Genomic DNA, 24,709 nt, shown 5'->3' on the forward strand with positions numbered 1-24,709 from the left:
CTTGGAGCGCTTCTTGGAGCCTCCCATCAACATCACTACACCGCCTTCGGAAGCCGGTTAGAAGTTCCCTTCATCAACCGGCTATTCCGAATACCCCAAATTATATTGGGGTCACTCATGAAAAAAGCACGGATGGGAATCCGACGGGTACAAAAGGGCTTTACGCTGATCGAACTGATGATCGTGGTCGCGATCATTGGTATCTTGGCAGCAATCGCCATTCCGCAGTACAGCGACTACACCTCGCGTACGAAGGCAGCCGGCGCAGTGGCGGAGTTGGCCTCTGTCAAGACCGGCATCGCTATGTGCGTTCAAGAGACTGGTACGCTCACAGGCTGCGACGCGGGCGCGGCAAACGGCTATGTTCCGACGCCCGCCGTCACCAAAAACATCACGGCAGTAACTTCCATTACCAATGGCATTATTACGGTGACCACTGGCGCTACCGACACCAGCGGTACTAACCTGCTGCTTGTTGATACGCCGACTGCGCCGGCGGCCGGTGCGGCGAACATGACGTGGACGACCACGGGAACGGTCTGCAACGTCAATCGCGGCCTGAAGCCAGGTCAAGGCGATTGCCCCTGATTGCGTCAGAAGCAAGCAGGCATCGCCTAATGCGGAAAAAGCGCCTTCGGGCGCTTTTTCCGTTTGAATCCGGACATGCACGGCGTGATTGCGGGTGTCATGCATGCGACGATGGAAGCCTGTGCGGCGGACTAAATTAGAGCGAATGAGCCTGGGAGGCGTGCGGCACTTCTTTTTTTGGAACGCCGTAATCAGTCGCTTAAGAGGCTCGCAGGGTTGCTAGGTGACAAACTTTGTCACCCAAAAAAGAGCACAGTGACATTCTTTGTCACTTCAGCCTCGAAAATGACAATTTTTGCCATTCTCGAAGAAAATACGAAAAAGTTGATCGACAATAGATATTTATAGATCACTTTTTAATATGGCACGTTGTTTGCTTGAGATCGCCTGCAGCACTTACGCTGCCTTATAAAATCTATTTGAAGGGTGATTTATGCAACGGGTACAAAATCTGGGCCGTCGCGCCCAAGAGGGCTTTACGCTGATCGAACTGATGATCGTGGTCGCGATCATTGGTATCTTGGCAGCAATCGCCATTCCGCAGTACAGCGACTACACCTCGCGTACGAAGGCAGCCGGCGCAGTGGCGGAACTGGCCTCCGTCAAGACTGGTATCGCCATGTGTGTTCAGGAGACGGGCACACTCAATGGCTGCGACGCTGGCGCGGCAAACGGCTATGTTCCAACGCCCGCCGTCACCAAAAACGTCACGGTAGTAACTTCTATTAAGAATGGTGTTATTACGGTGACCACTGGCGCTACCGACACCAGCGGTACTAACCTGCTGCTTGTTGACACGCCGACTGCGCCGGTAGCCGGTGCGGCGAACATGACGTGGACGACCACGGGAACGGTCTGCAACGTCAATCGCGGCCTGAAGCCAGGTCAAGGCGATTGCCCCTGATTACCTCAGAAGCATTTAGGCATCGTTTAATGTAGAAAAAGCGCCTTCGGGCGCTTTTTTATTTGAATCCATATTTCGTCCGGACTCAACCGACATGCAAAGCGTGATCGTGGATGCCGTGCGTGCGACGATGGAATTTCCTTACGGAGCAGATCCAGCCGCTTCAATCCGGCGGCAAGCGATAATTCTTTTCTGGAACATCGCCATCCGTCGCTTAGGGGGCTCGCGATGTTGCAAGGTGACAAATTTTGTCATTACCAATCTCGATGATGATAATTTTTTGTCACTTCAGGTTCGAAGCTGACACTTTCCGTCATTTCTGATGAGCTGGCTGACCATTTTCATCATGAATAGATATCTATAAATCACGCATACCCTGGCGTATTGTTTGCTCACAGATCGTCTGCGGCATTTATGTCGCCATTAAAATCTCTTCGAAGGGTCGATTTATGCAACGGGTACAAAAATTGCGCTGTAGCGCTCAAGAGGGCTTCACGCTGATCGAACTGATGATCGTGGTCGCGATCATCAGTATCCTGGCCGCCATAGCGATTCCGCAGTACAGCGACTACACATCCCGCGCCAAGGCGGCTGGCGCAGTGGCGGAACTGGCCTCTGTCAAGAGCGGCATCGCTTTGTGTCTTCAAGAGACAGGCACGCTCACCGGCTGCAACGCGGGCGCGGCCAACGGCTATGTTCCTACACCGGCTGTTACGAAGAACATTACGGCAGTAACTTCCATCACCAATGGCGTTATTTCGGTGACCACCGGCGCTACCGACGTCAGCGGCAACAATCTACTGCTTGTTGACACTCCGGCCGCTGCGGTTGCTGGCGCGGCAAACATGAGGTGGACAACGTCGGGCACAATTTGCGATATCAATCGCGGCTTGAAGCCCAATCAAAGCGGTTGCCCCTGATGGCTTAGTGCAGTATGCGTTGGCGGGGGAGGCGCCTACGAGCGCCTTGTCCATTTGCGGGTAAAAAAGTGTCGTAGCCAAAGATCTCGGAACTTGCCGACTCGCTCGATTATGAGCTGATGGATTTGTTAGGCGGACGGTTGAATCCAGGATGGGACACCCATTCATGCTGCCACCGGAACGAATGAACCGACGCCTGCTGCTTGCTGTGCTTCGGGATGGACGCGCATTCTGTCCCTGCGTACTGCCTTTTCGAGCACCGGTGACAAGTTCGCTGCCCCGCTGAGAACGGGCATGCCGAAAAAACAAAACCGACGCTGCTTTCGCAAACGTCGGTTCTTAGTTTTACTACGCTGTTTTTGTCTGCTGGTGGTCGAATCCGTCAGCAGCTTTTTGTTTGGCGGAGAGGGTCCATTCCGAACCCTTCCGTTTAGCTTCTTCTTCTGCCAGTAGGGCGAACGCTTCGCCCGGGTCCATGCCCGCTTCCTGCGCAATTTTCCACGCCGTATAGAAGTCAGGCAGACGGTCCTTCGTATAGCGATCGAGCGTCGGCTGAGGGATTCCCCAGTCCTTGGCTGCGCGATTCACGCTCCGTCCCTTTAGCGCCTTAGCTATCAATTCTTGGTAGCTCATTTAAAACTCCTATTTCTATTGTTACTTCGAACGCAGTAACCTTCTCATTACTTCGATCGCAGTAACTACGAATGCGGTTACATGACGGAGTGTAGGCGGTAAACAACGCCGGGTAAACCGGCCCCCCTGTAACGAAATCCTGCCGGGATGTGTGCCCCGGCACTGACGGAGAAGAAAAATGAATCAAAAGCATCTGGTCCACATCCATGCCGTGACGGTTCGTGAAGGCGTCGCTCGTAAGACCGGTAATCGGTATCACATTGAGGAAGGCGCTTGCATCGCTATGGCGGAGTACCCGGACCGTGATGGTGAGGTCAAAAAGGATACGACTGCTGGCCTTCTCAACCTTCCGGATCATCTGCGTGGTCTTGCGCCGGGTGCTTACGAACCGGTTTTCTCGTTCACCAATTTCGAGGGCAAGGTGACGGTGCGGATCGTGGATCTGCTGCCGGTGCGGATGACTGGGACGGCTCCGGTGCCCGAGAAAAAGGCAGCCTAAGTTTTTGCTCTTTTGAGGCCGGTTCGCCGGCCTCTTTTTTGTTTACCGGGAAGTCCAGAAACCGATGGTGGTGTCTGGTCGCTCGGAGAGTGAAAGCGATAGGGATTGATGTCCGAATGGAGCGAGACCTAGGCTCGACGCTTGCGCGAAAGCCCGGTCCGAAGGAATCGCCCAAGGTGTTCAGGGTTGTAAAGGGGATGGAACGATGGCACTGATTTTTGCACTTGATGCAGTGCTTCTCATGCTGCTTGGACTATCGGTGGATTGGTTTCACCTGTACGCGCTGGTCTGGTCGTTTGGTATGGACCCGGCCATGTTCATTCGTGCATGTATCGGTGCCGCTGTGACGGCCTTTTTGCTCAGTGTGCTGAGTCATCGTGCAGGGCGGGCATGGTGATGCGCTACGTCCTTGTCTGTGACTCTGCTACGCCGATCAACGCGGCCGATTTTCAGGCGTGTCAAACACAACCGATCGATCTCGATGCAGCGTTGGCGCAGCACTCGATGGTTCCCAGGCTGACTAACGCAGAAAAAGCGGACTGGATGCTTGTCATCGTGACCGTGATGATGATGGCTTGGGGCATCCGTCTGATGAATGACTTCTTCCTTAATCGTCGAGGCTGATATGAATCTCACTACTGAACAGATCGTTGAAATGTCGAGGCAGTTTGCTGTTGCGGTGGTGCTGTGCAGCTTCTTTTCCGCGTTCCTTGGATACCTGTGCTGGCATCTGGTGCGCATGGCTGGCGAGGAAATCCAAGAGCGTTTTCGCCGTAAGCGTTGGTCGGCGAAGTATCGGCTCGCGGTGCTGGAATCGCGTCAGCGCAATGCCCGCAAAGCAATGATTTGGCAACACCGTTTTCTCAAGCGCGTACAGCGTTTGATCGACCGGGAAAAAATCGCTGTGACTTCGGAGAGGTCGTAGCGCTTTTTTCCTCAACCCTTCGGGAGCTATCTATGAAGTTCAATCTGCAACAGATCGAGGCTGGCGTGCGCCACGCTGTGAAGTCCAAGCAGGCCAAACAGTGGGCAAAGGCTGCTGTGATTGCCGGTGCCATGAGCGCGACGGCGGTTTTCGCGCAAACGTCTGGCGGTGTCGATGCCAGCGCGGCGGCCAATCAGGCGAAGACCGACATCAGTGGTGCACTGGCCGTGATTGGCGGCGTGATGCTGACGGTTTCCGGCATCGCCGTCGCCTGGAAGTGGGCGAAAGCGGCCTTCTTCGGCTGATCTGAAAAAGGGCGCTTCGGCGCCCTTCTCTCACTATGGATACCGCGTCCATCTTCAATACATACGAAGTCATTCTTCTGGTCGTATGTCTCGCTATCGCAATGCGCTAATCGGGGTCTGCTGTGTTCTGCTCACTGCTTGCTCTGCTCTCGACAAATCGCCTCCGGGTTCGTGTGCTACTGGCCGTAGTCACTGCCTTTGGCCTAATCGTGGCTTCTGACGGGCGGGCAGCTACTGGTTACCCGCCTAAGGATTTCACTGCGGGTTCGTTGGGCGTGTATTACTCGACGGAGGACGCTGCCTGTAGTGCTGCTGCTGCGGCGGCTGGTACGGGTTATACCGGCGTGGTCTATGACGCGGCAGGTCCTACGCGGTCGTGTCAGTACAAGAATGCGAGTGGTCAAAATGCGAGTGGTACGTCTGTGCGGCTTCGGTGTGCCGATGGGACGACGATTACATCGACTTATACGGCAGCTACTCGGGATAGGTTCTGTAGTACTGCGCCTCCGCCTGATTGCGCGGGTACGTTGCTGAACAAATATCGTGGTGCGGGTGTTACGGGTCCGTCTCTGACTGATCAAGCGCCGGGCCTGATCTGTGTGCAAGGCTGTGGGTATGCTGGCGGCTCGTTGATGGTGACGTTTCCTAAGGCTGGTGGGGGCTATACGTACAGTGGTCGCTTGGGGGCTGCTACAGGGCAGGCGTGCACGACTGCCAATTACGATGTCATCGATACGGTGATGTACGACGAAACGAAGGACGTCCCCCCTTCCCCGCTTTCCTGTGCCGATCAAGGCAAGGTCTACGGTACGGTCAACGGGGTTGGTGTTTGCGCGGGGCCGGGTTCCATTCCCGGTTCCAAGGTGAACATCACAGACACTAAGACCACGCAGAACACGGATGCCAGTGGTGTCCAGGCTGCGCCTCAAACCGAAACGTGGAATTACAACATCGGCAATATCAACGGTGTGTCTGTGGTTGTTGCTACGGTCACTCATGCGGATGGGACAAAGACACAGACAACGGGGTCGTTGGATGGCTTCTGCAAAGACAATCCAACGGTTTCGTTTTGCGGTGGCGGCGGTGGTGGTAAGGGCGGCGGAAAAAATGGTGACTCCATGTTCTCCGGCGGGTGTGGCTCCGGTTTTTCCTGCAATGGCGATGCGATCCAGTGCGCGATGGCCAAAGAGCAATACAAGCGCAATTGCGAAGCGGAGGCGGCCGATCCTGCGCGTGATCTGTTCACGACTGAGGCTGCCAAGGATCAGGGCCGTGCCGGTGTGATAGCGGCCACGGGCGGCATGCAAACGGTGGACGTGGGAGACAAGCTGAACAATGTCACGGATCGGTTCGGGAGTGGTGCGTGCCCTGCTCCGCTGGTGTTTCGTCCGCTGGATACGCTCGTAGAGATTTCCTTTCAGCCGGTGTGCGATTACGCGCCTTGGATTCGAGCGGTGGTGCTGCTGTGTACGGCGCTGTTCTGTGCTCGGATTCTGTTTGGCTATAACTCGAAGGGGTGACCATGTGGGCGGCTGCGATTCAACTGTTGTGGGGTGTGTTGCTTTCGATCATCGGGAGCATGGTGGGGAAGATTTTGATTGCCTTGGGCGTTGGGTATGTTCAGTACAAGGGCATTCAGTTCTTGTTTGACAAGCTCGTCACGATCATCGATCAACAGATCGTCATGCTGCCTCCACAGATCCTTCAAATGCTTTCCCTGCTTGGCATTGGGACAGCCTTCAACCTGATTCTTTCCTGTATCACGATCAAGGCGGCGTTGGGCGGTGTGTTCAACGGCTCGTTGGTCAAGATGATTTGGAAAGGCGGCGATTCGCAATAAGGGGCTGACATGCCTGTCTATCTCACTACTGGTCTTCCGGGGAATTACAAGTCGTTTTTCACGCTGGTTACGGTTGAAAAACGTCGCAAAGAGGAGGGTCGTCCGGTCTTCTACCATGGCATCCCTGATGTGAAGCTGGAGGGGTGGACAGAGCTGGAGAAAGGCTCGGACTGGATCAATTGCCCCGATGGGGCAATCATCGTTTTGGACGAGTGCCAGAACACGTTTCCGTCGCTGCCGTTGGGCAAGGAATTGCCGAAGCACTATGCCGAGGTTGCGGTCCATCGGCATCGTGGTTTTGATCTGTACTTGGTCACGCAAGCCCCGTTGCAGTTCGAGGCCAAGATTCGTCGCTTGGTGCAAACGCACTGGCACATGCATCGCCCGTTCGGTATGACGAAGGCGGTGTGTTTCGAGTGGCAGGATGGTGTAGCGGAGAACCCGAAGGATTACTTCGCTCGCAAGAATGCTGTGCGCAAACCGTTCGTGCCGCCGAAGGATTTTTACGGCAAGTATCGTTCGGCCACGATGCACACGGTGAAGCGTTCGATTCCGCTGAAGCTATTCACGATCCCTGCCCTGCTCGTCGTGCTCGCTGTGATTGGTTTCTTCGGGTATCGGCATTTCGCCGCGATGGGTTTTGAACCGACTGCGGAGAAAGGGGCGAAGTCCGCCCAGGACAAGGGTGCTGGTGGGCTGATGCCGGGGACTGCTGCGCCGGAGCGCAAGAAAACGCGGGATGAGTACATCGCGGAACGTCAGCCGCGGATTTTGGGGTTGCCGCACACGGCTCCGGTGTATGACGCGATCACGCAACCGATGCGTGCGCCAGTGGTCGCGGGGTGTGTGGTTGGCAAGGGTCACTGCACTTGTTACACCGATCAGGGGACAGTGCTCGATGTCGAAAAGACTATGTGCGCCTCTATCGCGGCGAAGGGTTACTTCCGTGAGTTCGATACGCGGTCGCCTAGCGATGGTGCCTTCGGCTCGCGTTCGCTTGCGATGTCGCAGACTTCAGCAGACCCTGCAACAGTTTTCCGTCCCAATCCATGATGCGGGCCACGAGTTGGCGGATCGTGCGGCAAACGAATTGCTTGCCGTCGCTGCGTGTCCATACGAAGTGGTTGCCACTGCGGATGAGCTTGCGGATAGGTAGCTTGAGCGTGAGTTGCGACCATGGCGAGAAAGTGATCTTGGCGCGCGTCGATCGACGCTTGCGCGGGAGCGCGAACCACAGAGGTGCGTTGCACAAGCCGCCAATGAGTGAGAGGGTCAGTTGGTTCATGGTTTCCGCCTTTAAGGTCATCGGGCCGCTAGATTCTGAGTCCCGGCGTCTTTGTCTCCGGGAAGCTTGCCGAAGCTGCTTCGGCATCAGTCCGCTGAGTTCGTCGTCCCGCGAACATGCAAGGCCGCTCCCTTCGGAACGTGGAATAAATGGAGGGGACCCGTTTCCGGTTTCATCGGAAATGGGGAGCGGGCCGTTTATGCCGCGAAAGTCCGAAGGGAGTGGACTATGTTCGAAAAAGGGACGGCGGGCTCGGCGGGCTGATGACGCTCGGCTGGCTGACCGGGGACGCCGCGCGGCGAGCGCCACATGTGCGAAGCACACTGATTAGGTTTTTCTCGGGAAGTCCAGAAACCGTAAAGGTGTCTGGTCGCTCGGAGAGCGAAAGCGATAGGGATTGATGTCCGAATGGAGCGAGACCCAGGCTCGACGCTTGCGCGAAAGCCCGGTCCGAAGGAATCGCCCAAGGGGTTAGGGGTTATGAAGACAAGAAAACGGCTGCTGGAAACGATCAGAAAGAGCGTAGGTGTGTTGATCGAGGCAATGCAGGTAGGAGTAGCGGCATGGCTGCTGGCCCTTGCCATAGCTCTCCTGCTGGCCCTACACCCTGCCCCACAGGCTCAGGATGATGTGTTCGTGAATGCTGGCCCACGCGCTCAAGGCCAGCCGTAAGGCGGCATGAGCGCGGGCGCGCGAAGCGCGCCCCTAGACTTGTATCACTGACACTTAAGCAAACGGGACTCGGCAAACGCTGCCGACAGAAAAGAAAAATCCCCGCGAGGACTGCAATCCTCCGGGGACGTGACCACAGCGAGAAACGTTAGGAGCGTTCGCCATGGATGGCTTTACGATAGCTGATGCCTATCAGGAAATCAACCACGATGATCTTGCGTGGTATGACGAGGATTCGGGTGCTTCTGACTCTTATGTTGATGCCGTTGCGCAGCGACTGACGACACCTAATGTCCGTGAAGAGGTGGTGGTGAAATGCGTGACGCTACCGGGTGGCCAGGTCGAGGTGGTCGGGTATCCGGTGAAGGTCTTCCGTGATATCAACGTGATGCCCATGCCGAAAGCTAAGCGTGGCGAATCCCTGAACGAGGATAAGAATCGGGAGCGGGCTGTGCAGCGGGCTCGTAAGCGTGTGCGGCTGCTGTGTAAGCAGATCATGGCTGATCGGTTGCTGACTCTGACGTATCGGGAGAATGTTCAGGATCGAGAGCGCGTCGAGAGCGATTTCAAAGAGTTTTCGCGGCTCATGAACCGATTGGTGAAGCGCACCGGCAAAGACAAGTGGCGCTATGTGGCCGTGCTAGAGCGTCAGGAACGCGGCGCATGGCACATTCACCTAGCTGTGCATGGTCGGCAGGTGTATGACGTTGTGCGTGCGCTGTGGCATCAGGTCGTAGGCGTGGGGATGGGTAATATCGATGTTCAGAACCCCAAGGGCAACCACGCTGGCAAGGTGAAAGAGTGGCCTCGTCACAAGCTCGCGGCCTATATCTCGAAGTACATCGGCAAGGATGCTGAGGATTCAGAGCTGAATGCGAAACGCTATTGGGCTTCGCGTGGGATCGATATCGCGCTGCCCGTGTCGGGCCAGTTCGCATCGCTCGATGATGCCTTGCGCTTCGCGTTCGGTTGGATTTGCGATAATGCCAACCTGCAAGGCATTTCGAGCTATGTGTCTCACGGCCGCGGGTGCTTCTGGCTGGCTACAGCTGATCAGTGGTACGAGAGGCCAATAGATGGCTAGCACTTGTTGCGGTACATCTGATCGCGGATGTTGCGGTGTTGCTGTTTGAGGTAGTCGAGGTATTGTGCACCGTTTGGTTGGCGCATAGACGATTCAACCGATCTTGCTTGGCTAGATAGAGATGCGCATAGGCTGGCGTTGCTGGCTTGCTGCTGTGAAAACTGCTGCTGCGCTTGGGTAATTTGCGCTTGGTATTGGCCGTTTTCTGTCGCGCGTTGTTGCAGGAATCTTTGCTCCTGCTGGATGGTGAGATCACTTTTTCCCACGCTGGATACCGTTCCTCCGCGATCAGTTGTGATGTCTGTGTATCCGGCCGGGCAGTATTGGTCCTGTGTGTAGAGGATGCTTTTTCCGCCTCGGCATTTGGCGGCGTTGGCGGTGGATGCAACGATGATGAGTACGGCAACAAAGACGATCTTGTGCATTTGAGCCCCTTCCGTGTTTTTGGGAGAGGCTACCACAGTGCTTAGAAGGGCCTATGCTGCGTCCAATAAGCTTGGTTGCGTGCGCTGGTGGTGTCGTTTGATGGCTCGCTTGATACTCGATATGTGAGTGCCATATCTGCGGGCCAATGCGGATTTCGTGTGTTTGCCTGTGAACCATAGGCGCATGGCTTCGGCTTCCTCAGCGTCGGTCATGGCGGTTGGCCTCCCCATCCGGACCCCCCGTTTTGCTGCTGCGGCCATGCCTACCCGGGTGCGCTCTCGAATCAGTGCTCGTTCGAATTCTGCGAATGCGCCGACGATCTGGAAGATCATCCGTCCTGCTGGTGAACGTGTATCGATCATCTCCGTCAGGCTTCGGAACTCCGCTCCTGCTGCTTCGATGCGCTCAATGATGATTAGCAGGTCTTTCAGGGATCGCGCGATGCGGTCTAGCTTGTAGACCACAACGGTATCGCCTGGACCGATCTTCGTGAGCATTTCCTCGAGAACTGGGCGCTTGCTCATGCTCCCGCCAGATCGTTTCTCGGAAAAAATAAAACCGACGCCCGCTTCTTGCAGTGCGTCGGTTTGTGCGTGTGTTTCTTGTTCCTGTGTGCTAACCCGTGCGTATCCGACTAACATGTGACTGCTTCATATGTAGTTGTATGAAACAATCTTTTTCGGGCATCCGTGAGCAGTTCACGTACCCCGCTGAGGATGGGGGTGGCGGAAAAACAAAACCGACGTGTGCTTTCGCAAACGTCGGTTCTTAGCTTAACTACGCTCTTGTTGTCTGCCGGTGGTCGAATCCGTCGGCAGCTTTTTGTTATGGCGGAGAGGGTGGGATTCGAACCCACGGTACCGTCGCCGGTACGCCTGATTTCGAGTCAGGTACATTCGACCACTCTGCCACCTCTCCGGTAACTTGGTCGTCGCTGCGTTAGCGGCGAAACCAAGATTATAGGGATATCCATATCCGGAGCGCAAGCCCCTTCTGTAACTATTTTTACGCTTCCGGTTCCAGGCGCGTGATGCCGCCCATGTACGGTTGCAGCGCCTTCGGCACCGTCACCGAACCGTCCGCGTTCTGGTAGTTCTCCAGGATCGCCACCAGCGTGCGGCCCACAGCCAGGCCGGAGCCGTTCAGCGTGTGCACCAGTTCCGGCTTGCCCTGTCCGGCGCGCATACGTGCCTGCATGCGGCGCGCCTGGAAGTCGCCCATGCTCGAACACGAGCTGATTTCGCGGTACGTGTTCTGCGCCGGAATCCACACTTCGATGTCGTAGGTCTTCGTGCTGCCAAAGCCCATGTCGCCCGTGCACAGCACGACGGTGCGGAACGGCAACTCGAGCTTCTTCAGAATCGTCTCGGCGTGACCAGTCATCTGCTCGAGCGCGTCCATCGACTGCTCGGACGGCACCACCTGCACCATCTCGACCTTGTCGAACTGATGCTGGCGGATCATGCCGCGCGTGTCCTTGCCGTACGAGCCCGCTTCCGAACGGAAGCATGGCGTGTGGGCCACGAAGCGCAGCGGCAGTTTTTCCGCGGCAACGATCGCGTCGCGGACCATGTTGGTCAGCGGCACTTCGGCGGTCGGGATCAGGTAGAAGTTCTCGATAGCGTCCTGGCCATCCTCACCGCCGACCTTGCGCGGCACCTTGAACAGGTCGTCCTCGAACTTCGGCAGCTGGCCGGTACCGCGCATCGACGCGGCATTGACGATGTACGGCACGTACATCTCGGTGTAGCCATGTTCAAGCGTGTGCGTGTCCACCATGAGCTGGACCAGCGCGCGATGCATGCGTGCCACGCCACCCCGTAGGAAGGCGAAGCGCGAGCCAGTGACCTTCGTGGCCGTCTCAAAATCCAGGCCGAGACGGGCGCCGACATCCACGTGATCCTTGATCTCGAAATCAAACGTGCGCGGCGTGCCCACGCGGCGGACTTCGACGTTCTCGGTTTCGTCCTTGCCCGTCGGCACGCTTTCGTGCGGCAGGTTTGGGATCGAGAGCATCGCGTCGCTGATCTGGTCCTGGATCTCGGCCAGGCGCTGGGCGGATGCCTTCAGCGTGTCGCCGATACCGGCCACTTCGGCCATCGGGCCCGAGGCGTCTTCGCCCTTGCCCTTGAGCATCCCGATCTGCTTGGAGAGGCTGTTGCGGCGCGCCTGCAGATCCTCGGTCTGGGTCTGCAGTTGCTTGCGTTCGGCCTCAAGGGCCTGGAACAGGGCCACATCGAGTTGAAAACCGCGCGTGGCGAGGCGCTGGGCCACGGCGTCGATGTCTTTGCGGAGCAGCTGGATGTCGAGCATGTTGCTTGGTCATGTGCAGTGCCGGCAACATGCCGGCGAACGGAACATTTTACTGCACTGGCACGACCCGTCGGGAGCAAATCCGGCTGGTTTTTGCCTTCTGCTCGGCACTTTGGGAGTTATCCGGGTCCCTGCTCGCCGCCCCGCTCTCCCCTCGCCCCCTGCTCAGTCCTTGCCGGACTTGCCGCGCTGCTCGCGATGCCAGGCGTCGTCCAGATCGCGCAGATGCCGCAGCTTGTCGCCGATCTTGCCTTCCAGCCCGCGCGGCGTGGGCTGGTACCAGTCCTGGCTGCGCAGATCGTCGGGCAGGTAGTGCTCGCCCGCCGCGTAGGCTTCCGGCTCGTCATGCGCATAGCGATACGCATGGCCGTAGCCAAGCTCCTTCATCAGTTTTGTCGGCGCGTTGCGCAGATGCACGGGCACGGCCCGCGACTTGTCCTTGGCGACAAAGGCACGCGCCGCGTTGTACGCGTTGTAGCCCGCGTTCGACTTTGGCGCCACGGCCAGGTACAGCAGCGCCTGCGCCAATGCCAGCTCGCCTTCCGGCGACCCCAGCCGCTCGTAGGTCTCCGCGGCATCGAGCGTGATCCGTGCCGCGCGCGGATCGGCCAGGCCGATGTCCTCCCACGCCATCCGCACGATCCGGCGCGCCAGGTAACGCGGGTCGGCGCCACCATCGAGCATCCGGCAGAACCAGTACAGCGCGCCATCCGGGTCGGAACCGCGCACGGACTTGTGCAAGGCGCTGATCTGGTCGTAGAACGCGTCGCCACCCTTGTCGAAACGACGCAGGTTTTCCGATAGCGCGCTGCCCAACAGCGCCGTATCCACCGCATCCACACCGGCATTACGAGCCGCGCGCGCCACGATCTCGATATTGTTGAGCAGCTTGCGGCCATCGCCGTCGGCCGAGGCGACGATCAGGCCCATTGCCTCGTCGTCCCAGCGAATGCCACCGAGTTCCTCGCTGGCACGCAGCACCAGCTGCTTGAGTTCGTCTTCGTTCAGGCTCTTGAGCACGTAGACGGCCGCCCGAGACAGCAAGGCGCCATTGACCTCGAACGACGGATTCTCAGTGGTGGCGCCGATAAACGTGAACAGCCCGCTTTCCACGTGCGGCAGGAACGCGTCCTGCTGGCTCTTGTTGAAGCGATGCACCTCGTCGACGAACACCAGCGTGCGCCGGCCATGCGCGCGGAACTGCTCGGCCCGTTCCACCGCCTCGCGAATATCCTTGACTCCCGACAGCACGGCCGACAGCGCGATGAACTCGGCATCGAACGCATTGGCCATCAGCCGGGCCAGCGTGGTCTTGCCCACGCCGGGCGGGCCCCAGAGGATCATCGAATGCGGCTCACCCGACTCGAACGCCACGCGCAGCGGCTTGCCTGGGCCGAGCAGGTGCTGCTGGCCGATGACTTCATCGATATTGCGCGGGCGCAGGCGCTCGGCCAGCGGCATTCGGGAACGGTCGGGGGGGTCGGAGAACAGCGAATCCGCCACGGTACTTGGGCCTCTCAATCTGGTGCGGCCGCCGGAAGCGGCTTGCGAACGCCACAGTGTAGACCATCGGCGCCGCCTGCCGCGGCCCGCCCCACGCCATCCGGGGTGCCGGTATCAGGGTGCGATGACCGACTCCCAAGGCGATCGGATATCGGCCAGGAAGCGTTGCGCGCGTGGATGCTCGGGCTTCTGGAAGAAGCGCTCCGGCGTGGCGCGCTCAAGCACCTCGCCCTGATCCATGAAGATCACGCGGTCCGCCACCTCGCGCGCGAAGCCCATTTCGTGGGTGACGCAGACCATCGTCATGCCGTCGCGCGCGAGCCCCTTCATCACCTGGAGCACCTCGTTGACCATTTCGGGGTCAAGCGCCGACGTCGGTTCGTCGAACAGCATGACCGGTGGCTTCATTGCCAGCGCGCGGGCAATCGCCACGCGCTGCTGCTGGCCGCCGGACAACTGCCCCGGATAGGCCGACGCCTTGTGCGGCAACCCCACCCGTTCCAGCAGGCTCATCGCGAAATCTTTCGCTTCCTGTGTCGACATCCGCTTGAGCCGCACTGGCGCCAGCGTGCAGTTTTCCAGCACGGTCAGGTGTGGAAACAGGTTGAACTGCTGGAAGACAAAGCCGATGCCGCTACGCAGTGCGTTGACGTCCACGTTGCGCGCGTGCACGTCCTGCCCGTTCACGACGATCCGCCCCTTCTGGATGGCCTCGAGCCGGTTCAGCGTGCGGATCAGCGTCGACTTGCCCGAGCCCGACGGCCCGCACACGACGACCACCTCCGCCTTCGCCACCGATTCGTTGATATCGACCAGCGCCTGATAATCGCCGTACCACTTGCTGACATGTTCGATGCTGATCATGGTTACACCTTCACAGCGTTGCGTGCCGCGAGCCGGCGCTCGAGCAGATAGGCGCAACGGGTCAATCCGAAGCACATGACAAAATAGCTCAATGCCAGCAGCAGGTAGACCTGCGCGGCCTGGGTCAGCATCTGCGTGCTGATCTGCCCGGCGATGAACGAGACCTCCGGCAAGCTGATGATGTAGCCGAGCGATGTCTCCTTGATCGTCGACACAAGCTGGTTCACGAGCGACGGCAGCATGTTGCGCAGTGCCTGCGGCAGGATGACCAGCGCCATCGCCTGCGCATACGACAAGCCGAGCGACCGCGCGCTTTCCATCTGCCCGCGCGGCAGCCCCTGGATGCCGGCGCGCACGATCTCCGCCAGATAGGCCCCGTCGAAAACCACCAGCGCAACCAGCATCGTCGCGAACTGCGGCGTGCGATGCCCGGTCACCGAAGGCAGCAGGAAGTACGCCCAGAACACCACCATCAGCAGCGGCGTGCCGCGCACGACGTAGATCAGGACGGTGGCGGGCCAGCGCAGCGTGCGGAACGGGCTCACGCGGCACAGCCCCAGCACGATGCCGACCGGCAACGCCAGCACCAGCCCGGATGCCGCCAGCAGCACGGTCAACGCCAGCCCGCCCAGCGGGCCATTCGGATACTGGCCGATCAGGAAATAAAGTCCGTAGTTCTGCAGAACGTCGAGCATGGCTACATGCTCCGTACCGGAAACCGGTGTTGATACCAGAGCGAGAACAGCGTGATTGTCATCGATATGGTCAGGTACGCCAGCGTCGCGAACGCGAAGGACTCGAAGCCCCGGAAGGTGGCGCTCTCCACCTGCTGCGCCTGGTACATCAACTCGGCCACGCCGATCACCATCGCGATGCTCGAGTTCTTCCAGAGATTCAGGATCTGGTTCACCAGCGGCGGCACCGTGATGCGCAGCGATTGCGGCAACACCACCAGCCGCATCGACGCCAGAAAGCTGAAACCAAGCGCGCGGCTGGCTTCCAGTTGTTCCTTCGGGATGGAGCGAATGCCGCTGCGGATGTCCTCCGCCATATAGGCCGTGGTGTACAGGACCAGCGCGATCAGCGCGCTGACGGCCTCGTAGTTGTGCTCGTACAGCCAGCTCTTGATCGCGAACGGCAGCAGCTGCGGCGCGCCGAAATACCAGAACAGCATATGGGCCAGCAGCGGAACGTTGCGAATCGCCTCGACATAGGTCTGGCCCAATCCCCGCAGGGGCGCCAGCGGCGCAAGCCGCAGCAGGGCGATCACGATCGCCAGCGGCAACGATATGGCAAACGCGATGACCGACAGCTTGAGGGACATCACGAACCCGCTGACCAGCCATTCGTGATACTGCCCCGACAGCAACATCGACAGGTTGAAGGTGGGCATGGAATGTGGCTGTCCGGCGCGATGCCGGACAGCCGGGGGAGGTTTATCGGACCGGGTTGATCAAGCCGGACTCATCCGGCCTGGCCCGGGCCTGGGGTTGGCGCCTCAGTCGATCTTGTCGGTTGATATCTTGAACGCGCGCGGCGGGAACTTCATCTTGGTGTTGGGCCCGAACCACTTGTCGTAGAGCTTTTGCGCGTCGCCATCGGCTTCCATCTTGCTCAGCACCTGGTTGACCTGGTTGCGGAACCCGGTCTCGCCCTTCCTGATGCCCAGCGCGAGGTGCTCGCTCGACAGGTACTGCGGCACCAGCGTGTAGTCCTTGGCCGCGGGGCCGAGCTTCACGAGGTTGCTCACCAGCGACGTCTCGTCATTCACGTACGCCACACCCTTGCCCTGCTCCAGCGCCAGCAGCGCCTGCGGGCTGTTGTCGAACGACACCACGGTGGCATTCTTGATCTTGGCGGCGATGTTGGATTCCATGGTGGAACCCTTGACGGTCAGGATCTTCTTGCCGTCGAGCTGGCCCAGCGTCGTGATGCCGCTCTCCTTGCGCACCATCGCCTTCTGTCCGGTGATGAAGGTCGACAGCGAGAAATCGATCTGCGACTCGCGCTCCTTGTTGTGCGTCAGCGACGCCGCCAGCAGATCCACGTGACCCTGCTGAAGCTCCGGCAGACGGGCCGCCACGGAGATCTGCTTGAGCACCGGCTTCACGCCCAGGCTCTTGGCCACCGCATTGCACATGTCGACGTCGTATCCCACGATCTCGCGGGTGGCCGGATCGACGAAGCTGAACGGCTCGTCCGTGCCAAGTACCCCGCACACCAGTTGGCCCTTGGCCTTGATATCCGCGATTTGGTCGGCACTGGCCGGTGCTGCGCTCAGTGCAAGCGCGGACAGCGTTGCCACGCCGGCGATCTGGCGGAGTTTCCGCCTGAAGTCTGCTTGCATATTCTCTCCTCGGTTGAAGAAGGTCTTGTGGGGTGCAGCAGAAACATAGTCTATTTGTGACGCTTCCGATTCGATCTCGGGGCGAACCCTATCTTTGCCGCGCAGCAGCGGACACTGCGCCGCTTCCCTACAGCTCGCTCCGAATCTGCCGATATTTCCTAATGGCCTGCGTTTCGACGGATGCGGCCCGCATCGCGCCGATGCGGCCGCCGGCCAGGCGGATATCGGCCGACCCTTGGTCGGCCTAGCGAAAATCGGGGATTTGTATGTTGCGTTACCGAATGCTGATGTTCAAGTTGAATCGGCTGGTGGGCAAGAACAGGCTCACGGGCGCGGAAGAGATCTCACTGGCGGGCCAGTTCGCCGAGATGATCACGTCACAGGAAGAGGTGGACCGCATCATCGCGGATCTGGTCGATCACGAGAATCCGCAGGTACGTCGTATTGGCCTGGCCGCGATCCGTCGTTCGCACCGCTTTGGCGGCCAGACGCTGATGCAGGCACTCTTGCGCAGGCTGGCCGACGTGGAGGGCTGGCTGCGCCACGATGCTGTCTGGATCGCGCAGGAAGGCCAGCTCGATAGCGCCGAACTGCGGGCAGCGCTGCGGCGGGTGGCTGGCAATGTCCGGCTGCCGCAGGATGCGGTGCGGGCGCGCGACAATCCTGCTGACGGCCCGCTCCATGCCGCCGTCCGTGCGCGGCATGTGCTTGACGCACTGATCAAGAAGTCGGCTGCGGCGCACAATGCCGCGCTGGCGGCGGGTGGCGCACTGGCAGGCGCCAACGATGGCAAGCCCTACGCACAAGGCTCGATTGGCCAGATCCACTCCGCCCATCGGCAATTGCAGCGCAAGATGGCGGCGCGCAAGTTGCGCAGCAGCACGAAGCTGAAGTTCCGCAAGGTAGAGCCGCGATACGCGGAAAACGACAACCGGCGCTTTCTGCTCTGAACTTCGCCTGGCTCGCGGCGGCGCAGCCGATGCTGCGTCGCCGCATTATGTGCGATGGCAATCTGATCTGAATTCTTTCGATAGACGGGATCGGGACGGCCAGTGCGGCCTACCATGACGGACACCCGGCGCTGGTGCCGGCCTCAGGAGGAAACCGTAGCCATGGCCATCACGACCCGCATCCGCAAGAAAAAGCAGTACCGCAAAGCCGTGTTGAAGTTGCGCGCGGCGATCAAGCGCGGCGACGCGGAGGCGATCCGCATCCGCCGCGAACAACTGCAGGCCATGCCCAAGCCACGTCTGCGCTACGCGCGTGAGGCACAGGCCTAGCGTCAAAGGCTGGCGGGGCGTCGCCGGGTCAGCCCTTGGCGCGCTCGGTCAGCTTTTTCATGGCATCGGCAGGCAGCGGACCGTGGCAGCTACGCTCGCCGCCGGCCTCTCCCACCACGAGCCAGACCTTGTCCGGCGTGTCGGCGGGATGCAGCAGCCATGCTGGACCCCGCGCCGTATTGCTGGCCGGCAGGTCTTCCAGGGTGCCGTTGTGAGGCGATTGCAGCATCGTCGCGCAATCGGTCTGCGGAATACGCGTGGCCTTGAGGAAGTCCGGATTACCGAGCACTTCGGGCAGCGCCGTATCGGAGCCGCGCAGGAACGCATCGACGTCGAAACGGCTTGCCTGCGAGCTTGCGCAGGCGGACAGCACCAGCACCGCGGCCAGCGTGGCGCCCGGCACGACCAGGCGACGCAACGAAAGGAATGCTTGGGCGTGTGTCATGGCGCTCCTCACTGCTTCATCACATCGGCGCCCTTGGGCACCGTGAAGCGGAATGCATCTGCGGGCAGCGACGGATTCTTCTGGATCGCCGAGAAAGTCAGGATGGTCGTGTTGCCGAAGGCGTCACGCAACTCCATCGCCTCGAGATTGCCGCCCTTGAAACCGATGCCGATCCGCTCGAACTGCGTGTCCTTTTCCTTCGGCGTCAGTTCCAGCCATTCCACGCCATCGCGCGTGGCCCCATTCTTCACGTCGAAGTTCTTCGACAGGTCATTGCTGCCGAACAGGATGGCCGCCGGGCTCGACCCGAGCGCGCCATCGAGCTTGCGCTCGGTCACCTGGTTCAGGTCCTTGTCGTAGATGTAGAGGACCTGGCCGTCGGCCTGCAGCAGTTGCTCGTATGGCTTGGTATAGCGCCACGCGAACTTGCCGGGGCGCGAGAACACGAACGTCCCGCTCGACGTGCTGGCTACCTTGAGATCGGCGCCCTTCCCCTTCATCTGCTGCTGCGTGAATTCGCCGCGAGCCGTCTTCACGCTGGTCACGAAGGTCTGCAACTGGTCGGTTGCCGCCGCCTGCGCGACTGGCGCAGCCGCCAGCAGTGCCAGAGCGGCGCCTAGGGAAACCAGGGGAGCAAGAATGCGATATCGCATGTATCCGATTCCTTTCTTGAGTGGCTGATGCCCGGCGCTGGCCGGGATGTCGGGTTAGAGCCGGAGTCGGCGCCCTGAATTCCGCAGCGGCTTGTGAGCGGCGTAACGGTATATTAACCGTCACTTGCGAGGGGCCCGAAGCCGTGTGAAACGCGCTATGGCGCGTTTCATCCTCCTCACGCCTTAGACGCGCTGTCAAAATGATTCTGGCGTCGTTGCGCGGCCTTGCCGTACCACTTGTACTGTCTGCGGCCGCGCGTCTAGCCAGAACCGCTTCGCTTCATCTTGATAGCGCCTCTTACTCGTCGTGCGCGCCCGCGCCGGCCGGCACGAGGATGTCGCGGTTGCCGTTGCCCGACATGGCCGAGACCAGTCCGGCCTTTTCCATGTCCTCGAGCAAGCGCGCCGCGCGGTTGTAGCCGATGCGCAGATGGCGCTGCACCAGCGAGATCGATGCGCGGCGATTCTTGATCACCACCTCCACGGCCTGATCGTAGAGCGGATCGGCCTCAGCGCCACCACCGCCAATCCCGGCACCGCCGCCCAGGCTATCGCCCGCGCCATCGCCGTCAACCAGACCGCCTTCGAGAATGCCCTCGATGTAGTTGGCTTCGCCGCTTTCCTTGAGCTTTTCGACCACGCGATGCACTTCCTCATCGGATACGAACGCCCCGTGGACACGCACCGGCAAGCCGGTGCCCGGCGCGAGGTAAAGCATGTCGCCCATGCCGAGCAGTGCTTCGGCGCCCTGCTGATCCAGGATCGTGCGCGAGTCGATCTTGCTGCTCACCTGGAATGCGATGCGCGTCGGCACGTTGGCCTTGATCAGGCCGGTAATCACGTCCACTGACGGCCGCTGCGTGGCCAGCACCAGGTGCAGGCCAGCCGCGCGCGCCTTCTGGGCGATCCGGGCGATCAGTTCCTCGACCTTCTTGCCGACCACCATCATCAGGTCGGCCAGTTCGTCGATCACGATCACGATCGTCGGCAGCCTGTCGAGCGGCTCCGGCGCGTCCGGCGTCAGGCTGAACGGGTTCGGAATCTTCTCTTCCCTGGCGGCGGCTTCGTCGATCTTCTTGTTGTAGCCGGCCAGATTGCGCACGCCGAGCTTGCTCATGAGCTTGTAGCGGCGCTCCATCTCGCCGACGGCCCAGTTCAGCGCGTTGCCGGCCTGGCGCATATCGGTGACCACCGGGCAGAGCAGATGCGGAATGCCTTCGTAGACACTCATTTCGAGCATCTTCGGGTCGATCAGGATCAGGCGGACCTGATCCGCCTTGGCCTTGTAGAGCAGCGACAGGATCATCGCGTTGATACCCACCGACTTGCCCGAGCCCGTGGTACCCGCCACCATGCAGTGCGGCATCCTGGCCAGATCGGCCACCATCGGCTTGCCGGCGATGTCCTTGCCAAGCGCCATGGTCAGGTGCGACACGCTCTCGTTGTAGACCTGTGAGCCCAGGATCTCCGACAGGCGCACGGTCTGGCGCTTCGGGTTCGGAAGCTCCAGACCCATGTAGTTCTTGCCCGGAATCGTCTCGACCACCCGGATCGACACCAGCGACAGGCTACGCGCCAGATCGCGGGCCAGATTGACCACCTGGCTGCCCTTGACGCCGGTGGCCGGCTCGATTTCGTAGCGCGTGATGACCGGGCCCGGATAGGCGGCCACGACCTTGACCTCCACGCCGAAGTCCTTGAGCTTCTTTTCAATCAGGCGCGAGGTGTATTCGAGCGTTTCGGCGCTGACCGTTTCCTGATGCACAGGCATCGGGTCGAGCAGCGACAGCGGCGGCAGGTCCGAATCCTGGATATCGGCGAACAGCGGTTGTTGCTTCTCGCGCTCGACACGCTCGTGCTTGGGCACCGCCTGCGGGCGCACGATCTGGATCGGCGGCGCCTCTTCCTGCCGGACGCGCTGCACTTCCACGGTCTCGGTACGCTCCACCTTGGCAGCAGCGCCGATAATGCGGTCCTGCTTGTTCTCGCGGCGAGCCTTGATGCCCATGAACAGGGTTTCGACGAAGGCGCCGACGTGCTCGGCCACCGAAAGCCACGAGAAATGGAAGAACAGGGACAGGCCGATCGCGAACAGCAGCAGCAGCAGCAGCGTGGCGCCTGAGAAGCCGAGCGCAAGCTGCAGCCAGCCGCCCAGCAGGTCACCGAGCACGCCACCGGGCGCGCGCGGCAGGGCCGAGCGCAGCGGATACATGCGGATGGCCTCCAGGCCCATGCTGGACACCAGCGTCAGCCCGAAGCCAATCCAGCTGATGACCGTGCTGTGCTGCGGCTCCTGCACGCGCTCGGGTAGTTCGGCGGTCAGCTCGCGCCAGCCACGCCAGCAGCGGCGGATCAGCAACACGCTCCACCAGTAGGCCGAGAATCCGAAGATGAAGAACAGGACGTCGGCCACCCAGGCGCCCACACGGCCGCCAAGGTTATGGATGTCGGCCACCTGGCTCGCATGAGACCAGCCGGGATCGGCCTTGCTGTAGCTGGCCAGCACGCAGAGAAAGCCAAGCGTGACGGCCAGCAGCAGGAACCAGCGCACCTCGCCCAGCAGCTTGCCGATACGCGATGGAAGTGCCGACGGGTCGGTCCGGGTAGTCGTGGTAGCGCGCGCCATGCGTCAGGGTCGGTTCGAGAGTACGAAGTGAACGATGGCGGCCATTTTAACCTTGGCCGGGCTATCGCCCTCATTGGAATTTGCAACAGTCGGCAAAACGCCATGCCACTTATAATGGCGGTTTCGAGTGACACCGGCGCAACCACCGTGCCGGTGCACGCGCTGCCTACAGGAACGCATCATGTCCGCAAAACACGCAAAAGTGCTGATTCTCGGGTCTGGTCCGGCCGGCTACACCGCCGCCGTCTACGCTGCCCGCGCCAACCTGAACCCGGTGCTGATCACCGGCCTGGCCCAGGGCGGCCAGCTCATGACCACGACCGACGTGGAAAACTGGCCCGCCGATCCTAACGGCGTGCAGGGCCCGGACTTGATGCAGCGCTTCCTGGCGCACGCCGAACGCTTCAACACGGAAATCATCTTCGATCACATCCATACGGCCAAGCTGACGGAAAAGCCGATCCGCCTGATCGGCGATTCGGGCGAGTACACCTGCGACGCCCTGATCATCGCCACCGGCGCGTCCGCCCAGTACCTGGGCCTGCCGTCGGAAGAAGCCTTCATGGGCCGCGGCGTCTCGGCCTGCGCCACCTGCGACGGTTTCTTCTACAAGAACCAGGAAGTTGCCGTGATCGGTGGCGGCAACACCGCCGTGGAAGAAGCGCTCTATCTGTCCCATATCGCCAGCAAGGTCACGCTGATCCACCGCCGCGACAAGTTCCGCGCCGAGCCGATCCTGGTGGACCGCCTGATGCAGCGCGTGGAAGAAGGCCGGATCGCCCTGCGCTACGACAGCACGCTGGACGAAGTGCTGGGCGATGAGTCGGGCGTGACCGGCCTGCGCATCCGCGACACCAAGGACGCCGCCAAGACCGAGGATCTGAAGCTCGCCGGCGTGTTCGTGGCCATCGGCCACAAGCCGAACACCGACCTGTTCGAAGGCCAGCTCGAGATGAAGAACGGCTACATCGTGACCAAGAGCGGCCTGTCGGGCGACGCCACGGCCACCAATATCCCGGGCGTGTTCGCCGCCGGCGACGTGCAGGACCACGTCTACCGCCAGGCCATTACCAGCGCCGGCACGGGCTGCATGGCCGCGCTCGACGCGCAACGCTACGTGGAAGCGCTGAAGTAATCGCTCCCGGGTACCAGGCACTAGCGTCACCGAGTCGGGCCGGTTTTTACCGGCCCGATTCCTTATTGGATTCCTTATAATCGACGCCGAGCCCCCTGCCCCCTTAGAGAATCGCTCCATGTCGCACGGCGCCAAACCCACATCCAAGCCCCCCCAACGCATGGGCCTGCACGATCTGGCCACGGTCCGCGACGGCCTCAAGGCCGACGCCGAGCGCCGCGAAGCCGAACGGCAAGCCGCCGAGGCCGCCGCCAGGCGCGCCGAGGAAGAAGCCAACGTGTTCCGCACCAGCGTCGGGCAGGTCAGCAACCTGCGCGACCGCAACCGCGTCGAGCATCCCGTGAAGAAGCCGAACCCGGAGCCGGTGCAAACCCGTCTCAACGACAAGGCCGTGCTCGAGGCATCGCTGTCCGATGAATTCGATGTCGAGAACCTGCTCGATATCGACGAGACGATGTCGTTCCGGCGCCCCGGCATCGGCGAGGACGTCATCAAGAAGCTGCGCCGCGGCGAATGGGTGCCCCAGGACAAGGTCGACCTGCACGGCCTGCGCTCCGACGAGGCCCGGGAGGCGCTGGCCAACTTCCTGCGCCGATCGGTGCGCAACGGCGTGCGATGCGTGCGCGTGATTCACGGCAAAGGCATTGGGTCGCCGGACAAGCTGCCGGTGCTCAAGGGCAAGGTACGTAGCTGGCTGGTCCAGAAGGAAGAAGTGATCGCCTTCGTCCAGGCACGTGAATCGCAGGGCGGCGCCGGCGCGCTGATGGTCCTGCTACGCCAGCCCAAGACCTGAGAACCGGATGCAATATCACCTGCCGTTCGATTTGCTGATGGGGCGACTGCCCCTGATCCTGCACGTGATGGAAGTGATCGGCGTGCTGGCGTTCGCCGTCTCCGGCGTGGTCGATGCCCGCAAGCAGCGGCTCGATGTGGTCGGCACCTTCGTCGTCGCGTTCGCCACGGCATTTGGCGGCGGCACCTTGCGCGACGTGTTGCTCGACCGCCGGCCCTTCTACTGGGTGGACCACGAGTACTACGTCCTGCTGATCTTCGTGATGTCGTTGGGCGCGTCGTTCGTCCTGCGCGTGGCTAGCCGGGTGGCGTCGGACCGCACCATGCTGGTGGCCGACGCGATCGGGCTCGGATTGTTCTCGGTCACTGGCACCTCGCTGGCGCTGGTAGCGCAGATGACGCCGACCGTAGCGGTGATGATGGGCATCATCTCGGCGGTGTTCGGCGGCGTGGTGCGTGACGTGCTCTGCAACGAGGTGCCGATGATCCTGCGCGACCGCTCGCCGTATGCCACCTGTTCGTTCGTCGGCTGCTGGATCTACGTGGGGCTGACCTGGCTGCGTGCCGACCAGGAGGTGGCGCTGCTGGCCGGGGCGCTGGTCACGATGGGAATGCGGCTGGTGTCGGTGCAGTTTGGCTGGAAGCTGCCAAGCTAGCGCAAGCTCGTAGC

The 24,709-nt window shown here is 60.6% G+C and carries 30 protein-coding genes and 1 tRNA gene; 18 read left to right on the forward strand and 13 right to left on the reverse strand.

Features of this window, described 5'->3' with window-relative positions:
• From RN01_RS16685 to RN01_RS16695, 4 genes are all read left to right on the forward strand, one after another.
• The coding region (locus tag RN01_RS16685) for a prepilin-type N-terminal cleavage/methylation domain-containing protein (RefSeq protein WP_369799863.1) at positions 1-588 on the forward strand (588 nt) is incomplete at its 5' end.
• Between the two features lie 433 nt (positions 589-1,021).
• Positions 1,022-1,492, forward strand: a complete 471-nt coding sequence (locus RN01_RS16690; RefSeq protein ID WP_017513863.1) for a prepilin-type N-terminal cleavage/methylation domain-containing protein — start codon at positions 1,022-1,024, stop codon at positions 1,490-1,492.
• 94 nt (positions 1,493-1,586) lie between these two features.
• Positions 1,587-1,796 (forward strand): hypothetical protein, encoded by a 210-nt coding sequence (locus RN01_RS33945; protein WP_128646626.1) that lies wholly within the window; start codon positions 1,587-1,589, stop codon positions 1,794-1,796.
• A 145-nt stretch (positions 1,797-1,941) separates the two neighbouring features.
• Entirely contained in the window at positions 1,942-2,412 is a 471-nt protein-coding gene (locus RN01_RS16695; RefSeq protein ID WP_024570725.1) for a prepilin-type N-terminal cleavage/methylation domain-containing protein, read from the forward strand.
• Positions 2,413-2,760: 348 nt separating this feature from the next.
• Here the strand turns inward: RN01_RS16695 and RN01_RS16700 are convergent, their stop codons facing one another.
• Entirely contained in the window at positions 2,761-3,045 is a 285-nt protein-coding gene (locus RN01_RS16700) for a hypothetical protein (protein WP_052261181.1), read from the reverse strand.
• 178 nt (positions 3,046-3,223) lie between these two features.
• On the opposite strand from RN01_RS16700, the gene RN01_RS16705 reads away from it, so the two are divergent.
• From RN01_RS16705 to RN01_RS16750, 9 genes are all read left to right on the forward strand, one after another.
• Positions 3,224-3,544, forward strand: a complete 321-nt coding sequence (locus RN01_RS16705; RefSeq protein ID WP_017512486.1) for a hypothetical protein — start codon at positions 3,224-3,226, stop codon at positions 3,542-3,544.
• A gap of 205 nt (positions 3,545-3,749) precedes the next feature.
• Entirely contained in the window at positions 3,750-3,941 is a 192-nt protein-coding gene (locus RN01_RS16710; protein WP_017512485.1) for a hypothetical protein, read from the forward strand.
• On the forward strand, positions 3,935-4,168 hold the full coding sequence (locus tag RN01_RS16715; protein WP_017512484.1) for a hypothetical protein: 234 nt from the start codon (positions 3,935-3,937) through the stop codon (positions 4,166-4,168). The genes RN01_RS16710 and RN01_RS16715 overlap by 7 nt, the downstream gene beginning before the upstream one ends.
• A gap of 1 nt (position 4,169) precedes the next feature.
• On the forward strand, positions 4,170-4,469 hold the full coding sequence (locus tag RN01_RS16720) for a hypothetical protein (protein ID WP_017512483.1): 300 nt from the start codon (positions 4,170-4,172) through the stop codon (positions 4,467-4,469).
• A 32-nt stretch (positions 4,470-4,501) separates the two neighbouring features.
• Positions 4,502-4,774, forward strand: coding sequence for a hypothetical protein (locus RN01_RS16725; RefSeq protein ID WP_017512482.1), 273 nt, complete (start codon positions 4,502-4,504; stop codon positions 4,772-4,774).
• A gap of 740 nt (positions 4,775-5,514) precedes the next feature.
• Positions 5,515-6,294 (forward strand): virulence factor TspB C-terminal domain-related protein, encoded by a 780-nt coding sequence (locus RN01_RS33950; RefSeq protein ID WP_128646559.1) that lies wholly within the window; start codon positions 5,515-5,517, stop codon positions 6,292-6,294.
• Between the two features lie 2 nt (positions 6,295-6,296).
• Entirely contained in the window at positions 6,297-6,614 is a 318-nt protein-coding gene (locus RN01_RS16735; protein WP_017512480.1) for a DUF2523 domain-containing protein, read from the forward strand.
• A 9-nt stretch (positions 6,615-6,623) separates the two neighbouring features.
• Positions 6,624-7,667 (forward strand): zonular occludens toxin domain-containing protein, encoded by a 1,044-nt coding sequence (locus RN01_RS16740; protein ID WP_017512479.1) that lies wholly within the window; start codon positions 6,624-6,626, stop codon positions 7,665-7,667.
• A gap of 1,067 nt (positions 7,668-8,734) precedes the next feature.
• Positions 8,735-9,655, forward strand: a complete 921-nt coding sequence (locus tag RN01_RS16750) for a hypothetical protein (protein ID WP_052261183.1) — start codon at positions 8,735-8,737, stop codon at positions 9,653-9,655.
• Here the strand turns inward: RN01_RS16750 and RN01_RS16755 are convergent.
• From RN01_RS16755 to RN01_RS16795, 9 genes are all read right to left on the reverse strand, one after another.
• On the reverse strand, positions 9,652-10,080 hold the full coding sequence (locus tag RN01_RS16755) for a hypothetical protein (protein ID WP_039016694.1): 429 nt from the start codon (positions 10,078-10,080) through the stop codon (positions 9,652-9,654). The two genes, RN01_RS16750 and RN01_RS16755, sit on opposite strands and share 4 nt — an antisense overlap.
• 51 nt (positions 10,081-10,131) lie before the next feature.
• Positions 10,132-10,722, reverse strand: coding sequence for a recombinase family protein (locus tag RN01_RS16760; protein ID WP_039016695.1), 591 nt, complete (start codon positions 10,720-10,722; stop codon positions 10,132-10,134).
• Between the two features lie 187 nt (positions 10,723-10,909).
• Positions 10,910-10,999: transfer RNA gene (locus tag RN01_RS16765), tRNA-Ser, on the reverse strand.
• An 87-nt stretch (positions 11,000-11,086) separates the two neighbouring features.
• On the reverse strand, positions 11,087-12,394 hold the full coding sequence (serS, locus tag RN01_RS16770; RefSeq protein ID WP_024570726.1) for a serine--tRNA ligase: 1,308 nt from the start codon (positions 12,392-12,394) through the stop codon (positions 11,087-11,089).
• A 165-nt stretch (positions 12,395-12,559) separates the two neighbouring features.
• The gene (locus RN01_RS16775; RefSeq protein WP_035832998.1) at positions 12,560-13,855 is read right to left on the reverse strand and encodes a replication-associated recombination protein A; all 1,296 of its coding nucleotides are present in this window, start codon (positions 13,853-13,855) and stop codon (positions 12,560-12,562) included.
• Between the two features lie 156 nt (positions 13,856-14,011).
• The gene (locus RN01_RS16780) at positions 14,012-14,761 is read right to left on the reverse strand and encodes an amino acid ABC transporter ATP-binding protein (RefSeq protein WP_011515544.1); all 750 of its coding nucleotides are present in this window, start codon (positions 14,759-14,761) and stop codon (positions 14,012-14,014) included.
• A gap of 2 nt (positions 14,762-14,763) precedes the next feature.
• The gene (locus tag RN01_RS16785; protein WP_008643607.1) at positions 14,764-15,456 is read right to left on the reverse strand and encodes an amino acid ABC transporter permease; all 693 of its coding nucleotides are present in this window, start codon (positions 15,454-15,456) and stop codon (positions 14,764-14,766) included.
• Positions 15,457-15,458: 2 nt separating this feature from the next.
• Positions 15,459-16,154: an amino acid ABC transporter permease gene (locus RN01_RS16790; protein ID WP_008643604.1), complete on the reverse strand. Its 696-nt coding sequence runs from the start codon at positions 16,152-16,154 to the stop codon at positions 15,459-15,461.
• A gap of 105 nt (positions 16,155-16,259) precedes the next feature.
• Positions 16,260-17,108, reverse strand: a complete 849-nt coding sequence (locus RN01_RS16795; protein WP_017515515.1) for an ABC transporter substrate-binding protein — start codon at positions 17,106-17,108, stop codon at positions 16,260-16,262.
• 287 nt (positions 17,109-17,395) lie between these two features.
• On the opposite strand from RN01_RS16795, the gene RN01_RS16800 reads away from it, so the two are divergent.
• Together RN01_RS16800 and RN01_RS34320 are read left to right on the forward strand one after the other, a co-directional pair.
• A complete protein-coding gene (locus RN01_RS16800) occupies positions 17,396-18,058 on the forward strand; it encodes a hypothetical protein (RefSeq protein ID WP_223277309.1) in 663 nt (220 codons plus the stop codon).
• Positions 18,059-18,220: 162 nt separating this feature from the next.
• Positions 18,221-18,388 (forward strand): hypothetical protein, encoded by a 168-nt coding sequence (locus RN01_RS34320; protein WP_008643601.1) that lies wholly within the window; start codon positions 18,221-18,223, stop codon positions 18,386-18,388.
• Positions 18,389-18,416: 28 nt separating this feature from the next.
• Here RN01_RS34320 and RN01_RS16805 read toward each other — a convergent pair whose 3' ends face one another.
• The 3 genes from RN01_RS16805 to RN01_RS16815 form a co-directional block, all read right to left on the reverse strand.
• A complete protein-coding gene (locus RN01_RS16805) occupies positions 18,417-18,833 on the reverse strand; it encodes a hypothetical protein (protein ID WP_017515474.1) in 417 nt (138 codons plus the stop codon).
• Positions 18,834-18,841: 8 nt separating this feature from the next.
• Positions 18,842-19,486 (reverse strand): outer membrane lipoprotein chaperone LolA, encoded by a 645-nt coding sequence (gene lolA, locus RN01_RS16810; RefSeq protein ID WP_017515473.1) that lies wholly within the window; start codon positions 19,484-19,486, stop codon positions 18,842-18,844.
• Between the two features lie 298 nt (positions 19,487-19,784).
• Positions 19,785-22,112: a DNA translocase FtsK gene (locus RN01_RS16815; protein WP_024570729.1), complete on the reverse strand. Its 2,328-nt coding sequence runs from the start codon at positions 22,110-22,112 to the stop codon at positions 19,785-19,787.
• A 181-nt stretch (positions 22,113-22,293) separates the two neighbouring features.
• On the opposite strand from RN01_RS16815, the gene trxB reads away from it, so the two are divergent.
• The 3 genes from trxB (at position 22,294) to RN01_RS16830 (ending at position 24,695) form a co-directional block, all read left to right on the forward strand.
• Positions 22,294-23,247 carry a thioredoxin-disulfide reductase gene (gene trxB, locus RN01_RS16820; RefSeq protein WP_008643597.1) on the forward strand — a complete coding sequence of 318 codons (954 nt, stop codon included), beginning with the start codon at positions 22,294-22,296 and terminating at the stop codon, positions 23,245-23,247.
• Positions 23,248-23,365: 118 nt separating this feature from the next.
• On the forward strand, positions 23,366-24,040 hold the full coding sequence (locus RN01_RS16825; RefSeq protein ID WP_024570730.1) for a Smr/MutS family protein: 675 nt from the start codon (positions 23,366-23,368) through the stop codon (positions 24,038-24,040).
• A gap of 7 nt (positions 24,041-24,047) precedes the next feature.
• Entirely contained in the window at positions 24,048-24,695 is a 648-nt protein-coding gene (locus RN01_RS16830) for a trimeric intracellular cation channel family protein (RefSeq protein ID WP_008643595.1), read from the forward strand.
• Positions 24,696-24,709: the final 14 nt, after the last annotated feature.

It is taken from the genome of Cupriavidus sp. SHE, from assembly GCF_000812445.1.
In the GTDB taxonomy this organism is placed as follows: Bacteria; Pseudomonadota; Gammaproteobacteria; order Burkholderiales; family Burkholderiaceae; genus Cupriavidus; species Cupriavidus metallidurans.